At 62.8% G+C, this 24,926-nt stretch carries 21 protein-coding genes and 1 pseudogene; 8 read left to right on the top strand and 14 right to left on the bottom strand.

The features are described 5' to 3' along the window. Nucleotides 1-141: 141 nt before the first annotated feature. The 4 genes and pseudogenes from N0Q91_RS07285 to N0Q91_RS07270 all read right to left on the bottom strand — a co-directional run bounded on the left by N0Q91_RS07285 (nucleotide 142) and on the right by N0Q91_RS07270 (nucleotide 5,599). Nucleotides 142-1,476 (bottom strand): TadE/TadG family type IV pilus assembly protein, encoded by a 1,335-nt coding sequence (locus tag N0Q91_RS07285; RefSeq protein ID WP_275597725.1) that lies wholly within the window; start codon nucleotides 1,474-1,476, stop codon nucleotides 142-144. 506 nt (nucleotides 1,477-1,982) lie between these two features. Continuing rightward, nucleotides 1,983-3,723: pseudogene (locus N0Q91_RS07280) on the bottom strand (TRAP transporter large permease). Beyond that, entirely contained in the window at nucleotides 3,716-4,420 is a 705-nt protein-coding gene (locus N0Q91_RS07275; RefSeq protein WP_275597724.1) for a TRAP transporter small permease subunit, read from the bottom strand. Before N0Q91_RS07275 ends, N0Q91_RS07280 begins: the two are co-directional and overlap by 8 nt. A 39-nt stretch (nucleotides 4,421-4,459) precedes the next feature. Beyond that, on the bottom strand, nucleotides 4,460-5,599 hold the full coding sequence (locus tag N0Q91_RS07270; RefSeq protein WP_275597723.1) for a TRAP transporter substrate-binding protein: 1,140 nt from the start codon (nucleotides 5,597-5,599) through the stop codon (nucleotides 4,460-4,462). Nucleotides 5,600-5,874: 275 nt separating this feature from the next. Between N0Q91_RS07270 and N0Q91_RS07265 the strand changes: the two genes are divergently transcribed. Further along, the gene (locus tag N0Q91_RS07265; protein ID WP_275597722.1) at nucleotides 5,875-7,203 is read left to right on the top strand and encodes a PQQ-dependent sugar dehydrogenase; all 1,329 of its coding nucleotides are present in this window, start codon (nucleotides 5,875-5,877) and stop codon (nucleotides 7,201-7,203) included. 185 nt (nucleotides 7,204-7,388) lie between these two features. Next, on the top strand, nucleotides 7,389-9,158 hold the full coding sequence (locus tag N0Q91_RS07260; protein WP_275597721.1) for an adenylate/guanylate cyclase domain-containing protein: 1,770 nt from the start codon (nucleotides 7,389-7,391) through the stop codon (nucleotides 9,156-9,158). Between the two features lie 233 nt (nucleotides 9,159-9,391). Here the strand turns inward: N0Q91_RS07260 and ftsZ are convergent, their stop codons facing one another. Continuing rightward, a complete protein-coding gene (gene ftsZ / locus N0Q91_RS07255) occupies nucleotides 9,392-10,429 on the bottom strand; it encodes a cell division protein FtsZ (protein ID WP_275597720.1) in 1,038 nt (345 codons plus the stop codon). A gap of 225 nt (nucleotides 10,430-10,654) precedes the next feature. On the opposite strand from ftsZ, the gene N0Q91_RS07250 reads away from it, so the two are divergent. Next, nucleotides 10,655-10,849, top strand: coding sequence for a hypothetical protein (locus N0Q91_RS07250; RefSeq protein ID WP_018095335.1), 195 nt, complete (start codon nucleotides 10,655-10,657; stop codon nucleotides 10,847-10,849). A gap of 36 nt (nucleotides 10,850-10,885) precedes the next feature. On the opposite strand, the gene N0Q91_RS07245 is transcribed toward N0Q91_RS07250, so the two are convergent. The 4 genes from N0Q91_RS07245 to N0Q91_RS07230 form a co-directional block, all read right to left on the bottom strand. Then, the gene (locus tag N0Q91_RS07245; protein WP_275597719.1) at nucleotides 10,886-12,598 is read right to left on the bottom strand and encodes an HAD-IIB family hydrolase; all 1,713 of its coding nucleotides are present in this window, start codon (nucleotides 12,596-12,598) and stop codon (nucleotides 10,886-10,888) included. A 138-nt stretch (nucleotides 12,599-12,736) separates the two neighbouring features. Then, nucleotides 12,737-13,813 (bottom strand): ABC transporter ATP-binding protein, encoded by a 1,077-nt coding sequence (locus N0Q91_RS07240; protein WP_275597718.1) that lies wholly within the window; start codon nucleotides 13,811-13,813, stop codon nucleotides 12,737-12,739. Then, entirely contained in the window at nucleotides 13,801-15,837 is a 2,037-nt protein-coding gene (locus tag N0Q91_RS07235) for an ABC transporter permease (RefSeq protein ID WP_275597717.1), read from the bottom strand. The genes N0Q91_RS07240 and N0Q91_RS07235 overlap by 13 nt, the downstream gene beginning before the upstream one ends. A 7-nt stretch (nucleotides 15,838-15,844) precedes the next feature. Beyond that, nucleotides 15,845-16,825, bottom strand: coding sequence for an ABC transporter substrate-binding protein (locus tag N0Q91_RS07230; protein WP_275597716.1), 981 nt, complete (start codon nucleotides 16,823-16,825; stop codon nucleotides 15,845-15,847). 380 nt (nucleotides 16,826-17,205) lie between these two features. On the opposite strand from N0Q91_RS07230, the gene N0Q91_RS07225 reads away from it, so the two are divergent. From N0Q91_RS07225 to rpsU, 3 genes are all read left to right on the top strand, one after another. Further along, entirely contained in the window at nucleotides 17,206-17,415 is a 210-nt protein-coding gene (locus N0Q91_RS07225) for a cold-shock protein (RefSeq protein ID WP_018095341.1), read from the top strand. Nucleotides 17,416-17,585: 170 nt separating this feature from the next. Next, entirely contained in the window at nucleotides 17,586-17,873 is a 288-nt protein-coding gene (locus tag N0Q91_RS07220) for a cold-shock protein (protein ID WP_100674880.1), read from the top strand. Between the two features lie 42 nt (nucleotides 17,874-17,915). Then, entirely contained in the window at nucleotides 17,916-18,152 is a 237-nt protein-coding gene (rpsU, locus tag N0Q91_RS07215) for a 30S ribosomal protein S21 (protein WP_003537123.1), read from the top strand. Between the two features lie 263 nt (nucleotides 18,153-18,415). Here the strand turns inward: rpsU and N0Q91_RS07210 are convergent, their stop codons facing one another. After that, nucleotides 18,416-18,808 carry a hypothetical protein gene (locus N0Q91_RS07210; protein WP_275597715.1) on the bottom strand — a complete coding sequence of 131 codons (393 nt, stop codon included), beginning with the start codon at nucleotides 18,806-18,808 and terminating at the stop codon, nucleotides 18,416-18,418. Between the two features lie 181 nt (nucleotides 18,809-18,989). On the opposite strand from N0Q91_RS07210, the gene N0Q91_RS07205 reads away from it, so the two are divergent. Continuing rightward, on the top strand, nucleotides 18,990-19,664 hold the full coding sequence (locus tag N0Q91_RS07205; protein ID WP_275597714.1) for a glutathione S-transferase family protein: 675 nt from the start codon (nucleotides 18,990-18,992) through the stop codon (nucleotides 19,662-19,664). Nucleotides 19,665-19,701: 37 nt separating this feature from the next. Beyond that, the gene (locus N0Q91_RS07200) at nucleotides 19,702-20,751 is read left to right on the top strand and encodes an aldo/keto reductase (RefSeq protein WP_275597713.1); all 1,050 of its coding nucleotides are present in this window, start codon (nucleotides 19,702-19,704) and stop codon (nucleotides 20,749-20,751) included. Between the two features lie 223 nt (nucleotides 20,752-20,974). Here the strand turns inward: N0Q91_RS07200 and N0Q91_RS07195 are convergent, their stop codons facing one another. From N0Q91_RS07195 to N0Q91_RS07180, 4 genes are all read right to left on the bottom strand, one after another. Next, on the bottom strand, nucleotides 20,975-22,201 hold the full coding sequence (locus tag N0Q91_RS07195) for an aminotransferase-like domain-containing protein (RefSeq protein WP_275597712.1): 1,227 nt from the start codon (nucleotides 22,199-22,201) through the stop codon (nucleotides 20,975-20,977). A 581-nt stretch (nucleotides 22,202-22,782) separates the two neighbouring features. Next, the gene (locus tag N0Q91_RS07190; RefSeq protein WP_234819379.1) at nucleotides 22,783-23,049 is read right to left on the bottom strand and encodes a hypothetical protein; all 267 of its coding nucleotides are present in this window, start codon (nucleotides 23,047-23,049) and stop codon (nucleotides 22,783-22,785) included. Nucleotides 23,050-23,166: 117 nt separating this feature from the next. After that, a complete protein-coding gene (locus N0Q91_RS07185) occupies nucleotides 23,167-23,865 on the bottom strand; it encodes a L,D-transpeptidase (RefSeq protein WP_100675116.1) in 699 nt (232 codons plus the stop codon). After that, nucleotides 23,853-24,797: an ABC transporter substrate-binding protein gene (locus tag N0Q91_RS07180; protein WP_275597711.1), complete on the bottom strand. Its 945-nt coding sequence runs from the start codon at nucleotides 24,795-24,797 to the stop codon at nucleotides 23,853-23,855. Before N0Q91_RS07180 ends, N0Q91_RS07185 begins: the two co-directional genes overlap by 13 nt. Between the last annotated feature and the right edge of the window lie 129 nt (nucleotides 24,798-24,926).

Here is a 24,926-nt window from a genome sequence, read left to right as displayed (position 1 = left end):
CTTGCGCAATTGGCGTCGATTTCTTCGCCAATTCGCTACTGTGGCCCGAAATTGGCGCGTTTTTGCCTATCGGTCGGCGGCTGTTGACCCTTATCCCGCCCCGGCGGCCAGCATGGCGGCCTGGCGTCGCTGCTTTCAGGATCAGCGCACCAGACGAATGGCGCCCGGATAATTGAAATGGGTATTGGCAAGCTCCTTGCTGCAATCCATCTTGAAAGTACTGTTGCCGATCAGCGTGATCTCCTGTGCGATCAATCTGATGCACTCACCGCTGGTCGTGCCGTTGCCGGCATATTGGAGCTCGCCGGCGTCGGGCAAATAGAGGATCCCTGTCAGCGAGGATTTGCTGTTGCCGTTGATGACGGCTGGTGCGGTGTTGCCGTGCTCTGCAACGATCGAGAAGCCGGCCCAACTGCCCTCGAGCGAAGGCGAGATATTGAAGGTGGCGCCTCCATTGATCCTGAGTTCCGCATCGTTGATCAGGAAAAAGGTCACGCCCTGACCGCTGACGACCGTCTGGCTGCCGAGTTCGAGCCGGCCGCCGTCGATGATGTAATTGCCCGCCTGGAGTGCGACTGCTCCTTTCAGATCCAGGCCTCCGTAGGTACCGGGTTTCAGCGTCACCACATAGCCGTCGGCATTTTTCGGTGTCTTTCCGGTGCCGTTGCAATCGCCGTTGCCGCCGCCTCCGGCGACGTAGGCTTGACCGCAGCCGGAAAGATCCGTCCAGCCCGAAGGCCTGGGGAGCACCTTGCTCGCAAATGGATCGGGTATGCGCGGCGATCCTTCCACGGCGGCCTCGCAGGCGAGCTGTACCGCCTGCGGCGAGCTGTAGATGCCGCCCGCCGCGTAAAGACACTCGGCTTTGAGCTTGCCTGAGCCGCCGATATAGACCGACTGATCGTCGTCGGAGTTCGAAAGGACCGCGCATCCCGTCAGATCGGCAATTGCGCTGCCGCTGACCTCGAATGCCCGGTCTGCCGTGTGATGAAGCGCAAGAATGCAGGCCTCCGCCCCGGAGGCGCGCGCAGCAATCGCCAGGCGCCGGATCTGCAGCGGCAGGCGCTCGAGGAAGAGCGGCTTGTGGTCCAGCACGAACTCGGCGGTAGCGGTATCTTCATTCACATTGCGCGTGAACTTTACGGACAGCGCCTGCGTGGACGGCTCCGTGGCGACGGCCAGCGCGTCGACGACGCTCTCCTGCGGCAGCGTATAATTGCTCCAGAAGAACTTTTGCGCCGCGGCGTAGGCCTCGTCCTCGGTGGCGCCCTCGCCATAGGCCCGGACCGAGCCGAGCGCGGCCGCATCGAGAGCGCTCTGGATTTTCTCCGCCTCCAGGTAAGCCCCGGCGAAGTCGATCGCCAGCGCAGCCGCGCCGATGATCGGAACGAAAGCGATCGCGCCCAGAACGGCGAAGTTGCCGCCCCTGTCGCGCACCAATCTTCTCAGATGCAGGCGGAACGTCGCGGCCCTCATAGCCTTCCCTCTCAGCAGCCCCACCGCAACACATAAGCATTAACTAATTTTAAGATCGTTACCAAACACGTTCGGCTTTTATGAAATCTTTACAGGAAGCGCTCGGTTGTACCGCTCTCCAAGCCGCCTGCTGCGCAAGAATCGGTCGTAGTTCGTAACAAATCGCCCTGAAAAGTTACTGGACCAAGGCCACCGATCTCGTCAAAACTAACGGTGCAATCAGGGAAATGATTTCAGTAGCAATTTAGATCGGAGCTCCCTTCGGGGTGAACGCCGATTGCGAGGATTTACCCGGTCGAGCTCGCGGCAGCCCCCGGGCGGAGAGTGATGGATATGCCCGGGGCGTCTGGCAGCCGGGTGTGATATTGCCGCCGGGAAAATAGAGAGATTGAAATTTTCGCCGCAATTTACCAGGACCCGCTCGCTGACGGCGGGCCCTGGTTTTGTATGGGCGCTCCTGGCGCCGGGTCATTTCCGCGGCGCCGTTCAACGCCGCAGCAAGCGCGTCAGCCATAGAGATATTCGGGCAGCCAGAGCGTCATGCCCGGCCAGATATACATCATGATCATGCAGAGAATGACGATGAGCATGTAAGGCATCATGCCCGCGAATATCTGGTTGAGGGTAACCTGCGGCGGCGACACGCCCTTGAGATAGTAGGCCGACATCGCAACCGGCGGGGACAGGAACGCAGCCTGCAAATTGACGAAGACGAGCACGCCCCAGAGGATCGGGTCGATGTCGAAATGGTGGAGCATCGGCAGAAAGATCGGCACGAAGATGATGATGATCTCGGTCCATTCGAGCGGCCAGCCGAGAATGAAGATGATCGCCTGAGACAGGATCATGAACTGCACCGGCGTGAGATCCAGCGCGAGAACCCATTGCTCCACCAGCGCCTGTCCGCCGAGGATCGCGAAAACGGCGGAGAAAAGCGCCGACCCGACGAAGAGCCAGCAGACCATGGCGGTCGTCTTCGCGGTCAGGAACACCGCCTCCTTGGTGCGCTGCCAGTCGAGAGTTCCGCGCCTGGAGCGCCAGCAGGAAGGCACCGGCCGCGCCGACGGCGGCGGATTCCGTCGCGGTGGTTATGCCGAACAGGATCACCCCGAGCACCACCACCGTGAGGATTGCGAGCGGCATGACGGAGGAAACGAGGAGCTTCACCACCTGCAGCCGTTCCGCCGTCATGTTGCGGTAGTAGCGCAGCAGCGCGAAGACGGCGATTGCGGCGGCAAGGCCGAACCAGACGTAGAAGCTCGTCGCAGGGCCGCCAGCCGCTGCAGGCCCGGCATCGGCTACCGGCGCGCCGAGCTCTTCCAGCCCCTCCGGTGCTTCGGTCGCGGCCGCCTGTTGATGAATGACGACATACCACCAGAGAAGCCAGAGCGTGGACGCCGTCAGCAGAAGCGGGAAGAGCGCCGCAGCAAGGTTCTTGACGAGTTTCCAATAGGTGAGCCGTCCCTCTTCCCCTTTGATCCCGAGCGCGCGTGATGGCGAGACGAGCGCTGCGAGAAGACCGGCGAGCATGTTGGGTGAATAGACCTCTGCGAAATGCTTCATCCATGGCGGCACCGGGACGCGCGTCTGTTCCTCGGGCAGACTCGGAGCGATCTTCGGATTGAGCATCGCCCAGCCGAGGACATAGGCGAGATAGAGGAGCGCCAGAAAGAAGCCGGGAAACATCGTCGCCGCATAAAGCTTGACCACCGACTGGCCGGCGACGGCCGCATAGACGATGATCATCACCGATGGAGGGATCAGGATGCCCAGCGTGCCTCCGGCGGTGATGACGCCCGAGGCAAGCTTCACATCGTAACCGGCCCGCAGCATCGGGTTCATGGCGATCACCCCCATCAGCACAACCACGGCGCCGACGAGGCCGCTGGCGATGCCCCAGAAGGTGCAGACGATGAGCGTTGTCACCGCGAGCGATGCCGGAACGCGCCGGAATGACAGCTGTATGCTGTAGAACATCTTGTCGACCAGCGCGCCGCGCTCCATCACGTAGCCCATCAGCACGAAAAGCGGGATGGAGATCAGCACGTCATTGGTCATGGCGCCGTAGGTGCGCTGGACCATGAGATCGAAGACGCGATTGTCGATCCAGGGTTCCACCGGATTGTAGAAGGCGTAGAAGCCGAACAGCATTCCGAGACCCATGAGGGTGAAGGCCGTCGGAAATCCCATCATGATCACGACCACGATGAGGCCCAGCATCGTCAAACCAAGAAAAGGTTCACTCACCGCTCTCCCCTCCGAGGCCGCGCTGCCGGGCCGCCCTGTCGATATCCTGCGCGCGTTCGATGGCAGCTTCACGCGTTTCCTCGTCCAGGTGCTCGCTATGGGCAAGCTGCTCGGCGACGACATCGATCTCTTCGACGTCCTTCAGCCGCGCCGGCCACGCCCCGGTTCTAAGACAGACGATGCAGCGCAGGATCTCCGCCAGTCCCTGAAGAATGACGAGTGCGCCTGCGATCGGAATGACCGTCTTGAAGTAATAGATCGGCGGCCCTTCGGCGGTCACCGTCGAGTGCTCGCCGATCCGCCATGACAATGCGGCATAGTCGTAGCCTGCATAGATGAGGGCGGCGATCCCGGGCAGGAAGAAGAAGATGTAAAGGATGAGGTCCAACGCCGCCTGCGTGCGCGGCTTCAACGAACTGTAGATGAAATCACCGCGCACATGCGCGTTCTGCGCCAGGGCATAGGCGCCCGCCAGCATGAAGAGGCTGCCGTAGAGCATGTTGCTGGCATCGAAGATCCATGCGGTCGGCATGTTCAGGATATAGCGTTTGAAGACTTCACCGCAGACCAGCATCATCAGACCGATGATCAGCCACGCCGCCGCCTTGCCGGTCCAGACGCTGATGGCGTCGATCCTCATGAGCAGATGCTGAACGTTCACGCGCACCCCCGGGATGGCCAGGTCCTGACCGTACATCACCGGCCCCGCGCCGGTGATGTGCTGGATCGGATGAAGTCAGAGCGACTTGGCGACCCCGTCTCGCCCGAAATAGTGGTCGAAGGCCATCCGCCGGTTGACGACGGTATCCTGCTCCCAGCGTGTCGCGCGTTCGGCAAAGGCGATCTGGGACTGCAGAACCTCCTTGAACACCGGATTTTCCGCCGACTTCTTCTTCACCACCTCGTCATAGACTTCGAGTTGCCGCTTGAGGATCGCTTCGGGCGTCTTGTAGAACTTGACCTGATCGGCCGTCTGCATCTCGCGATAGTCCGTGGAGTAGCGGTCGATCGCTTTCCAGGCCATGTCCGCCGACGCCGCGTCCACCGCATTGGTTATGATTGCCTTCATCTGGTCCGGCAGGCCGTCGAACTTTCCTTTGTTGAACAGGATCTCGAATGTCTCGGCATTCTGATGATAGCCCTGCAGCATGCACACCTTGGAAACGTCGGGAAAGCCGAGCAGGCGATCGGATGAGGCATTGTTGAATTCCGCCGCGTCGAGCAGACCGCGGTCGAGTGCGGCGACGATCTCGCCTCCCGGCAAGGCGTTGACCGCTGCGCCGAGCCCTGTGAACACATCGATCGAGATACCGACGGTGCGGAACTTCAATCCCTGCAGGTCCTCGGCCTTGGCGACTGGCTTCTTGAACCAGCCCAGCGGCTGTGTCGGCATGGGCCCGTAGGGAAACGACACGACATTGGCGCCGATCGACTCGTAAAGCTTGGCGAGCAGGTCCCTGCCGCCGCCGTATTTGTGCCAGGCCAGCATCATGTTAGCGTCCATGGCGAAGCCGGGCCCCGATCCCCACAGCGCCAGCGCAGTCTGCTTGCCGTAGTGATAGACCATCACGCCGTGGCCCCCATCGAGCGTTCCTTCGGAAACCGCGTCGAGCAGTCCGAATGCCGGCACGACGGCACCGGCCGGAAGCACCTCTATCTTGAGGTCGCCACCAGTCATATCGTTGACCTTCTTTGCGAAGTCGAGCGCGAACTCGTGAAAGATGTCCTTGGACGGCCACGTGCTTTGCCAGCGCATGCTGACCGGCCCTTGTGCCCTCACGATGCTCGGCGCTGCAGCCATGGCCGCCCCGGCCGCTGCGGCGCCGCGGAGAAATTTGCGGCGCGATGGCCCCCCGCTTTCGGCTTTGTGTTTCATGCTTTCCTCCCAAGGCTGCGCGCGAACTCCCTCCCCTTTTGGGAGCGGACTTTTTCGCGGGCATTCACAATCGCTGAAGAGGCACAAGCATCGTCTGGAGACGCGCTGCGCCCCGATTTTTTTCTTGCTGCAGGAGAGAATACTCCCGAATGCGCCCCTCGCAAAGATTGCAGGGAACGAGCGGAGAACGCTGCCAGTCGGATGCGGAAGGGAATAGTATGGCACAGCGTTCTGTCTCACTGCGAGAGCGGCCGATCTCTTCGGGAGGGCATGGCATGACTACCGTTCCGCGAAACCTGATCGTCATCACCATGGCCGGTGCGCTTATGGCCGGCTGCGCCGGCGTTTCGGCCCGAAATGCGGCTCGCACGACGGGCCTGGTCGGCTACGGCCCGAATCCGACTTTGCCGAAGCCGAACCCCACGGTGATCCCGACCGTCAACATCGCCGACGCAAAAGGCTGGCAGGAAGGCGCCACGCCGACACCCGCAAAAGGGCTGAAGGTGAACGCCTTCGCTGCGGGCCTCGATCACCCGCGCTGGCTGCATGTACTGCCGAACGGCGACGTGCTGGTGGCCGAAACCAATGCACCGGCCAAGCACGACGAAGGCTTCAGCCTCAAAAAGGCATTCATGAAGCTGGCGATGAAACGAGCGGGTGCCGCACCGCCAAGCGCCAACCGGATCACGCTTCTGCGCGATACCGACGGCGACGGTATCGCCGATCTTCGCAGAACCTTCGCGGAAGGCCTCAATTCTCCCTTCGGCATGACGCTTTCCAAGGGCAAGCTCTATGTCGCCAATACCGACGCGCTCGTCGCATTCCCCTATTCCCGCGGTCAGACTCGCCTGGGCACGCCGGAAAAGATCATCGACCTGCCGTCGGGAAATCTCAATCACCATTGGACGAAAGACGTGATCGCGAGCCCGGACGGACGAAAGCTCTATGTCACCGTCGGCTCCAACAGCAATGTCGGGGAAAACGGCATGGCTGCGGAAAAATATCGCGCGGCCGTTCTGGAGGTGGACAAGGCAAGCCGCCGCACCCGGGTCTTCGCTTCGGGCCTGCGCAATCCCAACGGCCTGTCCTGGAACCCGGAAAGCGGCGAGCTCTGGGTCGCCGTCAACGAGCGTGACGAGCTCGGCGACGATCTCGTTCCGGACTACATGACCTCCGTCAGGGACGGCGCCTTCTATGGCTGGCCCTACAGCTACTTCGGTCAGAATGTCGATACGCGCGTCAAGCCGCCGCGCCCGGATCTCGTGGCGAAGGCGGTAAAACCTGACTACGCTCTTGGTTCGCACACCGCTTCGCTGGGGCTGACATTCTCCGAAGGCGCATCGCTCGGGCGCGCCTATGCCAACGGTGCCTTCGTAGGCCAGCACGGCTCCTGGAACCGCAGCGTCCACAGCGGATATAAGGTGATCTTCGTTCCCTTTGCCAAGGGCAAGCCGAACGGCCGACCGAGAGACGTCCTCGCCGGCTTTGTCAGCCGGAGCGGGAAGGCGATGGGCCGGCCGGTCGGCGTTGCGATCGACGAGCAGGGCGCCCTGCTCGTCGCCGACGATGTCGGCAATGTCATCTGGCGCGTCAGCCGTAGATAGCGGTCTTCGCCCCGATAGACTTGCCGCTTCCCCATTGCTACTCTCCCACTCGAGGCGATCGCAATGCGATTTTTCATGGCGTCCGCGGCTCTTTGGAGCGGACCGGAAAGTACGCACGAATTACCGCTCACACATGTTCAACCGATCGGTATTTTCGCTCACGACATCGCCGGGAGACGGACGGCATGAGGCGGCTGGCAGCGATCATGGACGCGGACGTCGTCGGCTATAGCCGGCTGATGGGGCTGGATGAAGCAGGCACGTACCGGGCGGTCAAGCAATGCCGTGATGCCTTCATTCTACCTTTGGTCGCGGCCCATGGCGGAAGGATCGTCAAGCAGGCGGGAGACGGGACGCTCGCGGAATTCGCAAGCGTTCTCGATGCGGTCGCCTGCGCGGTCGCGATCCAGCGAACGATGCATGATCACGCCGGAGGCGCCGAAGCGGAGCGTCTGGAGTTGCGCATCGGCGTCCATCTCGGCGATATCGTCGCTGACGATGGCGACATCCATGGCGAAGGCATTGCCGTTGCCGAGCACCTGCAGGAAATGGCGCCGCCCGGCGGCGTGTGCGTGTCGCAGCAGGTCTATGACCAGATCGGCTTGAAGGTGGATTTCCCCTTGACCGAAATCGGCTACAGGACGTTTGCAGATCTTCCCGGTCCGCTGCGCGCCTGGCGCTGGCAGCCGGGCGGCGCGGCAGGGGAAGTGCCGCCGGCGCCGGCGCAAACCGACCCCCTGCCCGGTAAGAAGCGCCCATCGATCGCGGTCCTGCCCTTCGTGAATCTTTCGAGCGCCGACGAACAGGAACATTTCTCCGACGGCTTTACCGAAGAGTTGATCGCCACGCTCGCCCGATGCCGGTGGCTGCGCGTCGTCGCTCGCAACTCCTCCTTCACCTTCAAGGGGAAGGCGGTCGACGCGAGGAGAGTGGCGGAAGACCTGGGTGTCAAATATGTGATCGAAGGCAGCATACGTCGCGCGGCCAACCGCATCCGCATCACGGCGCAATTGCTGAGCGGCGAAACCGGCATGCTGCTCTGGGCAGAACGCTACGACCGCATGCTGGACGATGTTTTCGTGCTCCAGGACGAGATCGCGGGGCAGATCACCGGCACCGTGGAGCCGGAACTCGGCTTCATCGAATTCGCTGCGCTGCGCGGCCACACCGCGACGGACATGGATGCCTGGAACATTTACCTGAAGGCGCTATGGCATCTTTACAAGTTCGATCTGGAAAATCTGAGGATATCCAAGACGCTCTTCGAGCGGGCGGTCGATCTCGAGCCCGCCTTTGCCCAGGCCCATGCGCGGCTTGCCTATGTCCATATACAGCTCGGCTGGTACGGCCCTCTGGAAGAGCGGGCCGAGCGGATCGCCGACGCGACGGCGCTCGCGGAACGCGCAATCGCGCTCGACGACCGTGAGCCGGCCGCCCATCTTGCGCTCGGCCGGGCACGGGCGCTCGGCGGCCAGCCGCAGCGTGGCATAGACCACCTGCGGAATGCGCTGAGGCTCGATGCAAGCTTCGCCCAGGGCCACTTCGCCCTCGGGCAAGCGCTTTGCTATGTCGGCCGCCCGGAGGAAGGCATTGCCGCGATCAACGAAGCCTTCCGGTTGAGCCCCCGCGATCCGCATCTGTGGACCTTTTACAATATGGTGGCTATCGCCCACTATCAGTCGGGTCGCTTCGCGCAAGCCGCCGAAGCGGCCCGTGCCTCCCTGCGCCAGGAGAACGCCACATTCTGGCCGGCAATGGTCCTGGCGGCCTCGCTCGGTGCCATCGACCGGACCGACGAACGCAGTTCGGCCGTGGCAAACCTTCTTCGCCGGCGCCCGGACATGACCGTGAAAACGGCCCGCGCCGAATTCTACTTCGGCAGCGTGCCGGTCATGCCGGAAGATTTCATCGCCCGTTTCGTCAGCGATCTGCGCCGCGCCGGCCTGCCTGACTGATATCCAGCTGCTGCCGAATGGCCCGCCCGAAGGGACAAGCGGCGGCGCCTGTCCACCATAGCGTAACCGCAAATAAAATCGCCCACGTGGTGCACGTCCCCTCTCCCCGCTTGCGGGGAAAGGGCTAGGGTGAGGGGCAAACTTTGGTAGGGTCGTGTTCCCTGAAACCCCGCCCCCGTTCGTCACTTTCGTGACATCTCCCCCGTACGGGGGTATCCCCGGGTCGCCCTATCCTATTGCAGCGTGCGCGAAGGAACGGCGGCCGCCTGGCCGTTCATGGCCTCCGGCGCCGTCGCCTGAGTTCCGCGGTTGCTGTCGAGGCCGGTCGCGACGACGGACACGCGGAAAGTGCCGTCCAGGCTCCGGTCGAAGATCGCACCGACGACGATGTCGGCTTCGTCGTAAACTTCCTCGCGGATGCGAGTCGCCGCCTCGTCCACCTCGAAAAGCGTCATGTCCATTCCGCCGGAGATCGACACGAGCACGCCTTTGGCACCGCGCATGGAGACTTCGTCGAGCAGCGGGTTGGCGATCGCCGCTTCCGCCGCCAGCATCGCGCGGTTCTCGCCGGTCGCTTCGCCCGTGCCCATCATCGCCCGGCCCATGCCCTTCATCACCGTCTTGACGTCGGCGAAGTCGAGATTCATCAGCCCCTCCTTGACGATCAGGTCGGTGATGCAGCTGACGCCCGAATAGAGGACCCGGTCGGCAATCATGAATGCGTCGGCGAAGGTCGTCTTGGCATCGGCGATGCGAAAGAGGTTCTGGTTGGGGATGACGATGACCGTGTCTGCACTCTCCCGCAGCCGCTCGACGCCGAGCTCCGCCGTCTGCATACGCCGCTGTCCCTCGAAGCTGAAGGGCTTGGTGACGACCGCGACCGTCAGGATCCCGGCCCGCCGCGCCGCTTCCGCGATCACCGGCGCCGCTCCCGTACCGGTGCCGCCGCCCATGCCTGCCGTGACGAAGCACATATGCGTGCCGCCGAGGTGGTCCATGATCTCGTCGATCGATTCCTGCGCGGCCGCATTGCCGATGTCGGGTACCGAACCGGCGCCGAGACCCTCGGTGATGGCAGCGCCCAGCTGGATTCGCCGCTCCGCCTTCGACGTCGCCAGCGCCTGCGCGTCCGTGTTCGCGGCGATGAAATCGACGCCCTGCAGGTTTTCGGCGATCATGTTGTTGATCGCGTTGCCGCCGCCGCCACCGACGCCGATGACCGTGATCTTCGGGCGCATCTCGGTAATGATCGGCTTCTTGTATTCCGTCATGGTTCTTCTCCTTGGGCAGTTCCCCGGCCGCCCGAAAACTCGGAACACGGAGAGCGAATGCGGTGCGGCGCGAATCAGGCGCCTTCATTCTAGGAATTCAAAAAAGCCACAGAGAAGGCAAGAGCGACAAAATCATGGCAGTCCACAACTACCTTCGTCGGCAGGGGAACAAAGAAATATCCGGGCACGTTCAATCTGGGTTTCGCGCAAGGAGGAATGGCTGCCATGGGTACCGAACAAGCCCCGACGGCGAAGGGCAAGCAATCCAGCACCGGCCTGCACAAAAGCGCCGCCAAGGAAGAGAAAAAGACCGAAGCACAAAAGGGATCGGACCTTAGAAAAGGCGCCGATCGGTTCGACGAACGTTCGAAAAGCTCCGACGGCCGCAGCGCCGCCTCGAAGCAGAAGCCGAAAAAGTAAAGAGACGTCTCTTCAACGCCCGCCGCGGGCGCCGGCTCAACCCGCTTCGGATGCGGGCGCGGTGTAGCGCCGGCGCACCGCCTCGGCCAGCCTCTGCCGGCTTTCGGCAGGCGAGAGCGAACGATCCTCTTCTATGCCCGCAGCCTCCTCGGCCAACTCCTCGTCGCCGATGTGTTCCTCGAACCACTTCGAGTAATCGCCGTGGCGCAGATGGTGCTCCCAGGTCGCGTCGTCTATGCCTTCGGCGATCTGCAGAAACATCGTCAGATTGTGGGCGCGCAAATTCATCTCGTTCTTCGAACCGCGGAAATAGAAGCTTGCCTCCTCGCCCAACCGGCCCTCCGCATATTTGCGCGTATGCCGCTTGCGGGCTTCCCGAGGTTGCTCGCTCTTGATCCGCCGAACCGGCGCGGGCGGCGTGCGCCGCCAGAAAAGAACCTCGTCTTCCCCGAAAGCAGCATCCAGCCCGTCCGGCAGCGCCTCACCCAAGACGGAGCAAACCGTCGCGATTACGTCGCGCGCCTTGGGACCGAGCGCTGCGACCGCAGTGATCTCCTTGAGAGCATCGGGCGAGACGGAGTCCGGGTGGACCGTGATCATGATCATGCCGGAGCGGTCGTCGGAAAGCGCGAGCGAGGCACTGTCGCGCGCTGCGGGCATGAGATGATGGGCCTCGTCGATAATCAGCCAGTGCGGCCTGCCGGTCTTGGCACGCAGAGCCGACAAGTCGGGCATCAGGCCGGCGAAGAACTCGGGCCGGTCGTTGGGCTCGACGCCTGTTGCGCTGACGACGACGTTATCGTCCGGATTGGCCAGGAGCTCCAGCACCTCCCTGCCCGTAGGCGCGACAGACCCGTTCCCCACGGTCACCGCGCCTTCAAGCCCCTCATAGTCGCCCTCCGGATCGAATATGCAGAGCTGGAAGCGCCGTTCCCGTAATCGCTCCGCAAGGGCGGTCGCCAGTCTCGACTTGCCGATGCCGGAACTCCCCGCTATCAGCAGCACGTCTTGCGGTCCGATCTCCACCGGCCCTTCGTCATCCTCACCGATCGGCACCTGGTGGCGGGCACTCGCGCACAACGCATAATCGGACTCCATGATCCGGTTCATCAGTTGCTCGACGCCGGCCCCGCGCACACCCTCGAGGATCACGTCGGCAGTGTCCTTGAGCGCCGGCAAGGCGTTGGCCACGGCGGCTCCGCAGCCGCACATCCTCAAAAGCGCATGATCGTTCTCGGCATCGCCGACCCCTACCACGTTGAGAAAGGAAAGCCCCATCTCCTTCAGGGCCGCCTTCAGCCCCGTGGCCTTGTTCACACCCGTCGGGAGCACCATGACGGCGCCCTTGTTGAAGATGATCTCGAGTTCGAGGCCGAGCTCGTTGATCGCTTCGAGCGCGGCTGTCTGGAACGGCTCCCAGGTGGCGACGATGGAACGGCCGACCGACATCCTGTCGACGCCCTTCTCCTTGAGGCGCTCGATGAAGGCCTCCGGCGGCGAGGGTGCAAGCAGCCGCTCCTCGCCGGTTTCCGGCGTATAGAGCAGCGCACCGTTCTCGACGACGACCTTGTCGAACACATCGATTTCGGGAAACACGCTCTTGAGGTCCGGCAGTTCGCGCCCGGTCACGAGCAGAAGCTTGCGCCCGCTCTCCTTCAGCCTCTTCAAGGTCTCCAGAGTTTCCGAACGGACGGCACCGTAATCGGCCAGTGTACCGTCGTAATCCGTCGCAAGAGCCATGACATACATCTGCGTGCCGCCTCCTTCTGTTACCGGCCGCCGGATCCGCTCGATCTTTAGCCGCCGCTATTGTCGTGCTGCACGGTGGAACGTGCAAGGCCAAGGCTGGTTCCGGCCCGCAAGGCCGCCTGTCGCCGCAAGCTTTGTCTAAAGCCGCCAGCCTCCACTCACGACGAAAGGAACGCGAGCACCGTCGTAGAGCGGCACGCTGCTATAGGCTTTGAGGCTTTGCCCGTCGGGCAGCGCGAGTGTGAGTGCGGAGCGTTCGCCCTCGAAGACCGAGGAGAGAACCCGCATCGGGATGCCTTCGCCATCCCGACGAACCTGCTCCGGACGAATGAGCACGTCGCAAAGCGGCCCCTCGCCTGCATGCGCTTCGACTGCATGCCCTTTGCCGCCGCGCCTGTCGGCAAGCGCAGCGCGGAGGAGCGGCCAGTCGAGCGCACGCCCCGCTCCCTCCGGCAAATTCAACCGCACGATCGCGCCGCGACCGATCAGACCCCCCACCACCCGACCCTCAGGCCGCGCATAGATTTCCGCCGGCGGCGCCACCTGAAGAAGCTTGCCTTCCGACATCACCGCGACGTCGGTCGCAAGCGCCATCGCCTCGGCCTGGTCGTGAGTCACATAGATCATCGTCGCGCCGGAGCGCTCGTGAAAGGCGCGGAAGGTCTCCTCCATCGACTTCCTCAAGTGCTGATCGAGATTGGCGAGCGGCTCATCGAGCAGCACCACGTCCGGTTCCGTGACCAGGCAGCGCGCCAGCGCCACACGCTGCCGCTGGCCGCCGGAAAGTACAGCCGGCCGCCGATCGGCGAAATCGGTAAGCTTCACCAGCGAAAGCGCGTCGCCTACCCGCTTGCGCCAGGCCTCGCCGGAAAAGCCGCGGACCTTCAAGGGGTAGCCGACATTCTCCGCCACCGTCATATGCGGCCAGAGCGCATAGGATTGGAATACCATCGCCATGTTGCGCTTCTCCGGCGGCAGCACACGGGCTGCATCCGAAAGCCGGCGCTCGCCGAACTCGATCGAGCCGTCCGTCGGCTGCTCGAAGCCGGCGATCATCCGGAGCACCGTCGTCTTGCCACAGCCGGAAGGCCCGAGCAGCGCGAGAAACCCCTGCTTGCGCAGCGCCAGCGACACGTCCGAAACGGCCGGCCTCACCTGCTCTGCACCTTTGCTGCCGAAGTCCTTGGTCAGGTGGTTGAGGATCAGTTGCGCCATGGCAGCACGCCCTCCGGCAAATATTTCGCGAAGAATTCCAGCGCCGACATCAGCCCGATGACCATGACGACGACGAGCACCGAGAGCGCCGAGGCGAGATCGGAAGAGCCGCTGTCGTCGAGATTGAAGATCGCGACGCCGAGCGTCTGCGTGCCGGCGGACCAGAGGAGCGCCGAGACGGTCAATTCGTTCGCCGCGATCAGGAAGACGAGGATGACCGAAGCGCCGGCGGCCGGCGCCAGAAGCGGCAGCAGCACATCGCGCATGCGGCGCAGGAACCCCGCGCCCGCAAGCCGCGCCGCCTCCTCGAGCGAGGGATCTATCTGCAGGAAGGCGCTCATCACCGGCTTGAGGCTAACGGCGAGGAAGGAGGAGAAATAGGCGGCAAGAATGATCCAGATCGTACCGTAGATCGAAACGCCGATCAGCGGCAGCGGTGCCGCGAAGGCAAGGATGAAGGCGACGGCGAGCACGATGCCGGGCAGCGCATAGGGGATCTCGATCAGGATCGCCATCAGACTGGCAAGCCGCCCGCGCCGCGTCACGAGCAGGTAACCGGCCGGTACGGTGACCGCAAGCAGGCCGACTGCAGCGGCGGAGGCGAGGAAAAGGGAATTCTTGAGCGCCGTCAACGTCATCGACTGGCGGAAGAGTATTTCCCCATAGGCGTTCAAGGTCATGGTGTCGAAACTGAGCGGCACGCCGTAGGCCGGCACCAGGGAACTTGCGACGAGCGCCAGAAGCGGTGCGACCAGCAGCAGCGCCAGGATTGTCCAAAGCAGCGCCTCCGCGGCGAACCGCATGCGCCCGAGCGTGAAGGCGGCCCTCGCGCCGGCAAGGCCGATCAGGCGATAGTCTCTGCGCTTGAGCGCTCGCTGCTGCAGAAGCAGCCCTGCGGCGGAAATCAGGGCGATCAGCGTCGAAAGCACCGCGATTTCGCCGAAGGTGGACGAACCGAAACTCGCAAACCGGCTGAAGATCAAGGTCGGCAGCGTTTCGATCGAGGCGGGAATGCCGAGTATCGCCGGGATACCGAAATTGCCGATACCGGATACGAAGGCGATCGCCGCTCCGGCGATGAGCCCCGGAGAGGAAAGCGGCAGAACGATGTCGCGAAGGACGCGCCAGGGCGAGGCGCCGCAAAGCCGCGCCGCTTCGACCCCGTCGCGGGGCGCCGCTGCAAGTCCGGCCCTGATCGCCAGGAAGACGAGCGGCGCATGCTGTACGCCGAGAAGCAAGGCGATCCCCGCAAGCGAATAGAGTGGCTGAGGGCTGCCGAGCGGCGGCGCAAGCCCCAGCGTCTTGAGAAGGGGGCTCGATGGACCCGACATCTCCACCCAGGCGAGCGCCGTCACCTGTGGGGGGATCATCATCGGCAGCATGAAGGCGAAGCTCAAGGCAAGCTTGCCACGGATGTCCGTAAGCGCCACGACAAAGGCGAAGAGTGCCCCCACGAAGAGCGAGATCGCCGTGCCGCCGGCCGCCGTGATCAGCGTATTGCGGAGCGCCGCAAAGGTCGCCGCCTCGAAGAGCACCCCCACCGCCTCGCCTCCTTCGAGGCCCTTGATACCGGCCCATCCGAGTCGGATCAGCGGCAGCGCCGAAAGCAGAAAGACTGCGCCGAACACCAATGCCAGCAGCCATGCGGGCTCCCCGCACGCAGACATGCGCGGGCCACGGAGCCGGAAATATGCCGCTCGCCACCCCGTCCCGGCCTTCGAGGAGTTCGCCCTAGGTGATCGACCCTCCGTCACGTAAGGCGACGGCGGCACCTCGAAGCCGCGCAGCGTCCTCGTCAGCGGTTTCGGTAGCGGAGCCCGGCTCGGTTCCCTGCTCCGGTCTGCCGCCTCGTCCATCGCGCCGCCGAATGCGAACCAAAGCCACAGCCAGGACCGCGCCTTCGACAGAACGCTCAGCGGGCGCTCCAGCTTTTTCAAGCCGGAACCACCCTCGGCACTCCGGTCGGCAGCCGGCGCGCAAGATATCCGGCGCCCGCTGCGGGCGATCTCGTCAGTGTCCGGCATCGAGAGGTCAGTTGGTACCGAAAATGCCGGAGAAGGTTTTCAGGTCCGCCTCGGAGTTCTTCACGGCTTCGGCAGCATCGACCGGCAGCACCTTGATCGTCTCGCGCGCCGGGAAGCCCTCCGGCAAGGCCATGCCGTCGCGCGCCGGGATATAGCCCATTTTCACCGCCACTTGCTGGCCCTCCTCGGAGAGCAGGAAATCAACGAATTTCTTTGCTGTCTCCGGGTTTCTTGCGGTCTTCAGGATGGCGACCGGCTCGGTGACGGCGGAAACGCCCTCGGCCGGGAAGACGAATTCCACCGGCGCACCCTTGGCCTTCTCGCGGATGGCCATGAAATCGACCACCATGCCATACGCCTTCTCGCCGGTCGCGACCGCCTTCAATACGCCGCCATTGCCGCCGGCGGCCGTCGCGCCGTTTTCGGCGAGCGCCTTGTAATAGTCCCAGCCGAGCCCGTCGATGCCGGCAAGCGTCTGGGCATGGATCAGCGCCGCACCCGAGGTGAGCGGGCTCGGCATGGTGACCAGACCCTTGGCCTCGGGTTTCGCAAGATCCTGCCAGCCGGCCGGCTTCATCGAAGCGGAAGCGTTGTAGACGATGCCGGTCGTGATCATCTTCGTCGAATAATAGGCGCCCTCGGCATCGAAGAGCGAGGCGTCATAAGCCGCCGCTTCCGGAGATTTGTAGGGCATCAGATATCCCGTTTCCTTCAGCCGTTGCATCGTCACCGTGTCGGCGATCAGAAGCACGTCCGCCACCGGGTTCCCCGCTTCGATCTCCGCCATCAGCTTGGCCATTATCTTCGTCGTCCCGTCCCGCACCCACTCGACCTCGACACCCGGATTCGCGGCCTGAAACGCGTCCACCGTCGCCTGCGCGTCCTCGTTCGGCTGGCTGGTGTAAAGCACGAGGCTTTCCGCGAAAGCGGCAGTGGACAGGAGGCCGGCGACGAGCGCTGCGGCGACGGCAGGGAGAAGCGTTTTCATGAATTTGCCCTCGGTCGGAGAAAGATCGCGCCGAGGGATAGAGCGGGTGTTTTACAGGGATGTGACAGCGAAAAGCCGGAAAACCCTCAGCTCGTCGGCCGACCGGAGTATTCCACGAATGTTCTCGGACGATCTCTCTAAAATATTATTGGCGATTCAAATCAGCGGCTTGATCGTATTTTCGGGACGGGGTGAGTCCCTCGCACAATTAAATTCGGTTCATCCATTGCATATCTCGAAGCAGCGTTTATATATAGCTCATCGAAACTTGCTTGTGACCTTTGTCTACGCGCCGAAGCGCTTCGTCAGATTTCCTCTCAATATCGATCAAACCGGGCTGATATTCGTCCGGGAACTCTAGCGATTGAAAGGAAATCGTTATGAACTCAGGCACCGTAAAGTGGTTCAACAGCACCAAGGGCTTCGGCTTCATCCAGCCCGACGATGGCGCCACGGACGTATTCGTGCACGCCTCCGCCGTTGAACGCGCTGGAATGCGTTCGCTCGTAGAAGGCCAGAAGGTTACCTACGACATCGTCCGCGACAACAAGTCCGGCAAGAGCTCTGCAGACAATCTGCGGGCCGCATAAATTCGTCATTCGCCTCCGCTGACCACGGATGTACTGGCAGGGAGCGTTTGAATGACGGGGCGCCCCAGCGCGTCTGGTAAAGACGCGCGGCGCTCAAGAGGAGGTCGGGGTAACGCCCGGCCTTTTTTGCTTGTGCCGCCCCCGGGGTGGCACGGACGAAGGAGATGGCCATGGGCCGGAACACCTACAGCGTTGGCGACAGTGTCGTCCTGAGAGCCGATCTCACGCGCACGGCCGCTGCGGACCGGACCTGCCGCATCGTGTCCATCCTGCCCGCGGCCGAACATGGGGAAGCGCAATATCGGGTGCGGTTCGGAACGGAGAACTTCGAACGGCGAATCTTCGAACACGACATCGATCCTTCGGAAACGGCTTCGCCGGTCCAGGAACACGGCCAGACGGCATCGGTCGAAGGCAAGCCCTGGTTCAAACCCTTGAACATCAGGACGCCGAAATAAAGAACCCAATCAGCAATCCTATAAAAACGGAAAGGATATACTTTGCAGGTACTCGTCAGGGACAATAACATCGACCAGGCTCTTCGCGTTCTCAAGAAGAAGATGCAGCGTGAAGGCGTCTTCCGCGAAATGAAGATGCGCAGCGCCTACGAAAAACCGTCCGAAAAGCGCGTCCGCGAAAAAGCAGAAGCTGTCCGCCGCACCCGCAAGCTGGCGCGCAAGAAGCTTCAGCGCGAAGGTCTGCTGCCGTCGCCGAAGAAAGTAGCCCGCGCGCGCTGAGGCGCGCCCTGCGGCTGCACAGCAGCTACGGCGATCCTCGCACGTCTGATGAGCGCGCGGCGCTGTCGGCTGGTACCACTTTGCGACGCGCCCTTGCGCGTCGTTTTCATGCGTGAATTCGCTCGGTCCCCTCTGCGGCGTTTCCTTCGACCCTGCGATCACGGTTCCTGCGCCTTTGCATCCGCCAGACCCACAACGCGGCCGCGCAGATCGCAATTTCCGCCGCAAACGTCCAGTGCAGTATGAAATTGAGGTACCAGGGCTCAAAGCGCGCCGGCACCTCGACGAGGTTGAAGCGGGTCCCCGAAAGGGGATGGAGCCAGCGGATGTCTGCGGCGATCGAATCGAGAAGAAGGTGCATCATCACGTTGGCGAGCGCGACCCAAACGAGAAACAAACATAGAGTGCCGCTTCCCGGCAAGGATCAGCGCCGCGGCCGTGAGCGCCGCAACCCCCAGCCAGAAAATCGGCAAATGGGTCCAGTAGTCGTGATGTGGCGTACGCCGGCCGTCTCCGAGGAAAAAATAAAGCAGATCCAAATCCGGAAGCACGGAGAAGATCAGCCCTACCGCGAGCGCGCGGGATCGGATGGTTTCATTCTTTCGAGCGATGCAATGGGTGAGAATGTAACCGGCGGGAAGATGGGCAATGAACATCGAGCGGGATCCTGGGCGGCTGCGTGCCGGATGCAAACCATCAGGGCATCCCGGCATTTTCATGGCAACCGCCGGTTAGGGTTATGAGGAATTTCCACCTTAAAGGGCACTGCAGAGAAGCCTGCTTTTCCCCTCCCGAATCCGCGCTATAGTCACTGGGGCCGGCCCAAGGACATGTCGCATGACACTCACCCTCTACCTTCATCCGCTTGCTTCCTTCTGTCACAAAGTGCTGATCGCGCTGTACGAAGCCGGCACGCCGTTCACCCCGCAGGTCGTGGATCTCGGAGACCCGGCGGAGCATGCTCGCTATCTGGAGGTCTGGCCCGTCGGCAAGATTCCCGTGCTGCACGACGCTGCACGCGACAGGACGGTGCCGGAAACCTCAGTGATCATCGAATATCTCGACCAGCATTACCCCGGTGAGCAGCCGCTGATACCGCACGACGACGCCCTGGCGCTCGAGGCGCGGCTCTGGGACCGCTTCTTCGACCTCTACGTCCAGGTCCCGATGCAGAAGATCGTGACCGATACGCTGCGCGCCTCCGGCGAGAACGACCGGCGCGGCGTCGCCGATGCGCAAGCGGCGCTGGCGAACGCGTATGACCTTGCCGAACGCCACTTCGACGACCGGCGCTTTGCGGTCGGGGAAAGCTTCTCGATCGCCGACTGCGCCGCCGCGCCCGCCCTCTTCTACGCCGGTATCGTGGCCCCGTTCGACGGCACCCATCCGAACCTCGGCGCCTATTTCGAGCGCCTGCTGGAGCGCCCCTCCTTCCAGCGCACCTTGGCCGAGGCGCGGCCTTACTTCCCGCTGTTTCCCTATAAGGACGCGATACCGACAAGATTCCTCTAACATCCTATAGGCGACCAACAACACAAGGAGCGAGACAATGGAATATCGTCGGCTCGGCCGCTCCGGGCTCAAGATCTCGACCATCACCATGGGTACGATGACGATCGGCGGTGGCGGAAAGTTCTCCCAGGTCGGCGATGTCGGTGTCGCGGATGCCCGCCGCTATGTCGACCTCTGCCTGGATGCGGGCGTCAATCTGATCGATACGGCGGACATCTATTCGACCGGCACCTGCGAGGAGATCATCGGCGAAGTTCTCGGAGGAAAGCGCAAGGACGGCGTGCTCATCGCCACCAAGGCGCCCTTCTCGATGGGCCCCGGCCCCAATGACGGAGGCCTGTCGCGCCATCACCTGGTCCACGCCTGCGAGGCGAGCCTGAAGCGTTTGAAGACCGACGTAATCGACCTTTACCAGGTTCATGAATGGGACGGTCAGACGCCGCTCGAGGAAACCATGGAAGCGCTCGATACGCTCGTGCGCCAGGGCAAGGTGCGCTACATCGGCTGCTCCAACTATTCCGGCTGGCACATCATGAAGGCACTCGGCATCAGTGCGCTCGAACACCGCCAGCGCTTCGTCAGCCAACAGATTCATTACACGCTCGAAGCGCGCGAGGCCGAGTACGAACTGGTCCCGATCTCCATCGATCAGGGTCTCGGCATCCTCGTCTGGAGCCCGCTGGCGGGCGGCCTTCTGTCAGGCAAGCACAGGCGCGGACACTCGCCGGAAGGCACCCGCCAGCTTGCCGGCTGGAACGAGCCGCCGATCCGCGACGAGGAACGGCTGTGGAAGATCGTCGATATGCTGGTGGCGATCGCCGCCGAGCGCAACGTGTCCCCGGCGCAGGTCGCGCTCGCCTGGCTTATCGGCCGAGATGCCGTCACCTCGGTGATCATCGGCGGGCGCACCGAGGAGCAGTTCCGCGACAATCTCGCCGCTGCCGGCCTGAAGCTCACCGACGAGGAACGCGAGCTCCTCGACGCCGTCAGCCTGCCGCCGGTCATCTATCCCTATTGGCATCAGCTCTGGACCGCCAAGGACCGCCTCGGCAAAGCCGATCTGTCGCTGCTCGGGCCGCATATTTGAGCGACGACAGCTCTTTATGAACCCGCGGCCGCCCCTCATCCGCCTGCCGGCACCTTCTCCCCGCTATTGGGGCGAAGGAGACTCGCGGTAGCCGCTCGATATCTCTCCGCAACCGTTCATTGGAACTGAGTGCATGCCGCTTGTCCCTTCTCCCCGATTTGCGGGGAGAAGGTGCCGGCAGGCGGATGAGGGGCGAAAATCGTCAGCCTGCCGCGACTTCCACTCAGGCCGCCTGCGCGACCTCGCCGCGAATGAGATCGGCCAGCCGGCGGATGCCCTCGTCGATCATCCTGTCGTTGGCGCAGGAGAAGCTGAGCCGCAGGGTGTTTTCGCCGGACCCGTCGGCGAAAAAGGCGCGGCCGGGGACGAACGCCACCTTGGCCGTCTGGATCGACTTGGCCAGCAGCTCAGCGCCGTCGCTCCCCTTCGGCAGCGTGACCCAGATGAACATGCCGCCTTCGGGCTTCGTCCAGGTGACGCCGGCGGGCATGTATTTTTCGAGCGCCGACAGCATCGCGTCACGCCGCTGCCTGTAGGCCTTGTGGATTTTCGCCACCTGCGCCTCGAAGCCCCGCCCGGCGACGGTCGCGATCGCCATCTGGTTGATGGTGGAGGAGTGAAGGTCGGCGGCCTGCTTCATCAGCACCAGCTTGCGGATCACCGGTTCGGCGGCGCAGATCCAGCCGACGCGAAGGCCAGGCGCCAGCGTCTTCGAGAAGCTGCCGCAATAGATCGTGCGCGTGCTGTTTATGTCGCCTTTGCGGGCGATCTCAAGCGCAAGGATCGGCGGGATCGCCTCGCCGTCATAACGCAGCGACTGGTAGGCCGCATCCTCGATGATGGCGATGTCGAGCTCCTCGGCAAGTGCAAGGACGTGCTCGCGCCCGGCACGACCCACCGTCTCGCCGGTGGGGTTGGAAAAGTCGGCCGAGAGATAGGCGAACTTGACGCGCCCGCCCGCTTCCGCTGCAGCCTGGGCATAGGCTGCCGGCGTCCGGTTGCCGGCGGGGTTCAGCTGATCGTAATTGGGTTCATAGGCGTTGAAGGCCTGTAGCGCACCTAGATAGGTCGGCCAGGTGACGAGCGCCGTGTCTTTCGGCGACAGAAACAGCTTGCCGAGATAGTCGAGCCCCTGCTGCGACCCGGAGGTGATGAAGATGTTGTCGACGCTCGCCGGAATGCCAAGTGCCGCCATCTGCCCGGCGAGCCACTCGCGAAGCGGCCGATAGCCCTCGCTCACCGAATATTGCAGCGCGGCACCGACCGACGGCCCATCGAAAATCTCGGCGTAAGCTTCCCTGAACGCATCATTCGGAAAAAGCTCAGGATCGGGAATTCCGCCCGCAAACGAAATGATGTCGGGACGATCGAGCAGCTTCAGCAATTCGCGGATTTCCGAAGCCTTCATCCGGCTCGAGCGCGTGGCGAAAATGCTTTCCCAATCCAGCATGGAGGTCCTCCCGGTTGCACCCGAGGGACATGAACACAGCGCACTATTTAAGTCAATATTCCTGACCTATTTTGCCTCAGCTGTCGCCTGCGCCGTTACAGGCAACCGTGCAGCTACAGACATTCCGATACGCTCGCTGGAAATGGGAGGCGCGGCGTACGGGATCGAGGCACACGGGACTGTGACGCCGTGGCCGTCGGCACCGTCAGGCAACGATCGGCTAGCCGCTTCGGCTCGAGACGCCAAGGGTCGGACCGGATAAGTTCCGGTCGGCAGGAGGCGGCGAACGCTTCCTGATACTCAGGCCTCACCCTCGTCGAAATAGCTGCAGATCAGAAGAAAAGAGATCCCAGCCAAGATAAGCAAATCGAAAAGAGCGAAGTGCTGTATGATCGTGGACATAGTGCTCCTCCTACCCACAAGGGTATCAGAACACAATTTCAGAATTTTTGGAAGAAAATTCTCCGGATAACCTCCGGAAGAGAACTCTATTCTTTATTTTTCATGCGGCGCAACATTTATACTGCGCCGCAAAAGCGAGCCGGAAGGGGCGTTTGTTTGAAAAACGCCGTCTTGAACACCTATGCCGGCTGGACCGACTTCACGCTGCCGCTGCTGTCCACGATGCAGGTAAACTTGCGACCGGCGGCATCGAGGTCGACGCTGTAGCTCGTCGCATCGAGCTGTCGAGAACTCATCGGCAGGACCTTGGCGCCGCCGGCCTGGGCGACCACGGCATTGGCGCACAAGAGCTGCAGGTCGGCGGGGGCTGTCTGGAGGCTCGTGCGGGCCATTTCCTGAGGCTCCGGGGTCGATTGGCATGCGGCAAGAAGAAAGACCGCAGCCATCACAGACGCTTGAATTGGACGGCTTCCCGCTTTACTCGTCGACAAATCCACATCCTCCGGTCTTGGCCTATCGCCCGTATCTTCGCGCTCTCGCCCGTGCGGCCGCGTTTCGGCCGGTCACACGCCCTTGTAGAGAGCAGCCCCCTGCATCAGCACGATGACCTTCGCGCCCACGCTGACGCGCGAATGCAGGTCGATAATGTCATCATTGTTCATTCTTATGCACCCGGAGGAAACGTCCAGCCCGATCGTCCAGGGCTCCACCGTACCATGGATGCGGTAGATCGTATCGTTATCACCTTCGTAAAGGTAGAGCGCGCGAGCGCCTAGCGGATTGTCGGGCCCGCCCGGCATGCCGCCTGCCCATTTTGCCGCGTTCGGATCGCGCGCGACCATCTCGGCCGGCGGCGTCCAGGTCGGCCACTCGGCCGTGCGCCCTACCCGAACGATGCCCGCCCAGCCGAAACCTTCGCGGCCTACACCGATGCCGTAGCGGATCGCCTGACCGCCGGGCTGCACGAGATAGAGGAAATGCTGGTTGCCATCGATGATGATCGTGCCCGGAACTTCTGCCGTGCGGAACGGCACCATCTGCCGGCGAAAGGCCTCGGGAACCTGATTGTTTCGCGCGAAGTACTGTCGCGCTTTCCTCTTGTCGTAGTTCACCCATTTCTTCGTCTTGGAATCGTAGATCTGGGTTTGGGCAAGCGCTGCAAGCGGAACGAGGCAAAGACCGAGGAGAAGCAGCGCCTTGCCGAATTTACGCCGGCCTGCCTGTCTTTTCGAGAGCGTCTGGAGCATCGTCATTTCGCCCATCCGTCGATCCGTTCCGCGTGGCTTTCAACCCATTTCCTGGCGTAGTCCGCAGGCGCCTGCCGCTCGACTTCGAGCGCATAGCTCATCGCCGTCACTTCATCCGGCGAGAAATCTACCTTCTGAAGGAACTGCGCGACTTCCGGATGCTTCTTTGCGAAGGCCGTCGCATAGCCGATCTGAAATTGTCCGGCGTCCCAGGCCGTGGCGGCGCTCGATTTGCTGACCCATAGCGGGTCGTTCGGCGGCGCGATCTTCCATTTCGCCGGGTCGTGAGGCGGCTCCTCGAGTCGGGAGATCTGGTGCAGCTTGAAAACGTGGTGCGGAGCGTAGCAGTAGAAGACCATCGGGCGCGCGGTCGCGATCGCCGCGTCGACCGCCGCCATCGCCACTTCCTCCTTGGCCTCGACGAGCGTCAGGTTCGCCGCATAGCCGTAGCCCGCCGCCCGCGCCCGTTCGATGCCCGTCGAAAGCCATTCGGCGGCGCCGATCCACATTTCGCCGCGCCCGTCGCCGTCGGTATCCAGTATCTTGGTCTTGGCCGGATCGCCGAGATCCGCGACCGACTTGATCGTCGCAGCCGCTTCCGGCGTGGCGCAAAGCCCCTGCCATGCAGGCACCGCACGCTCGCTGAGCGTCACGACGCCTTTTTCGGTGACGAATTTACGGACGAGTTCGTCGAAATTCGGCCGCCAAACCTCCGGCTGGATATCGACCTCGCCCTTTTCGAGGCCGATGAAGGCGGTCAGCGTCCCGAGTTCGCGCACCTCCCCCTCGAGGCTGAACTTCTTGGCGATGCCGAGCTTGAGAATGTTCGCGGCTGCCTGTCCGGATGGCCAGGGCGGCATCGCGATCACCAGATCCGCCGCCGCTGCCGGCGCAGCCACGGCCAACGCCAGCGCCGCCGCGCAAAGGAACTCCCGGCCTCTTCTCACAGTGCCCCCCGAAAAGATTTATCTGAACGTCGTTCCTATGCGAATGCCTGCTGAGCTTTATCTTCCTTGGGGGCACAATGCACGGCTTGCCGAGTCCCGTCAACTTCCGGTTACACCGCATGCATTTCG

It is taken from the genome of Sinorhizobium prairiense (assembly GCF_029201645.2).
Lineage (GTDB): Bacteria > Pseudomonadota > Alphaproteobacteria > Rhizobiales > Rhizobiaceae > Sinorhizobium > Sinorhizobium meliloti_A.
The sequence above is the reverse complement of the archived record's forward strand: the minus strand, read 5'-3'. Positions and strand labels throughout refer to the sequence as shown.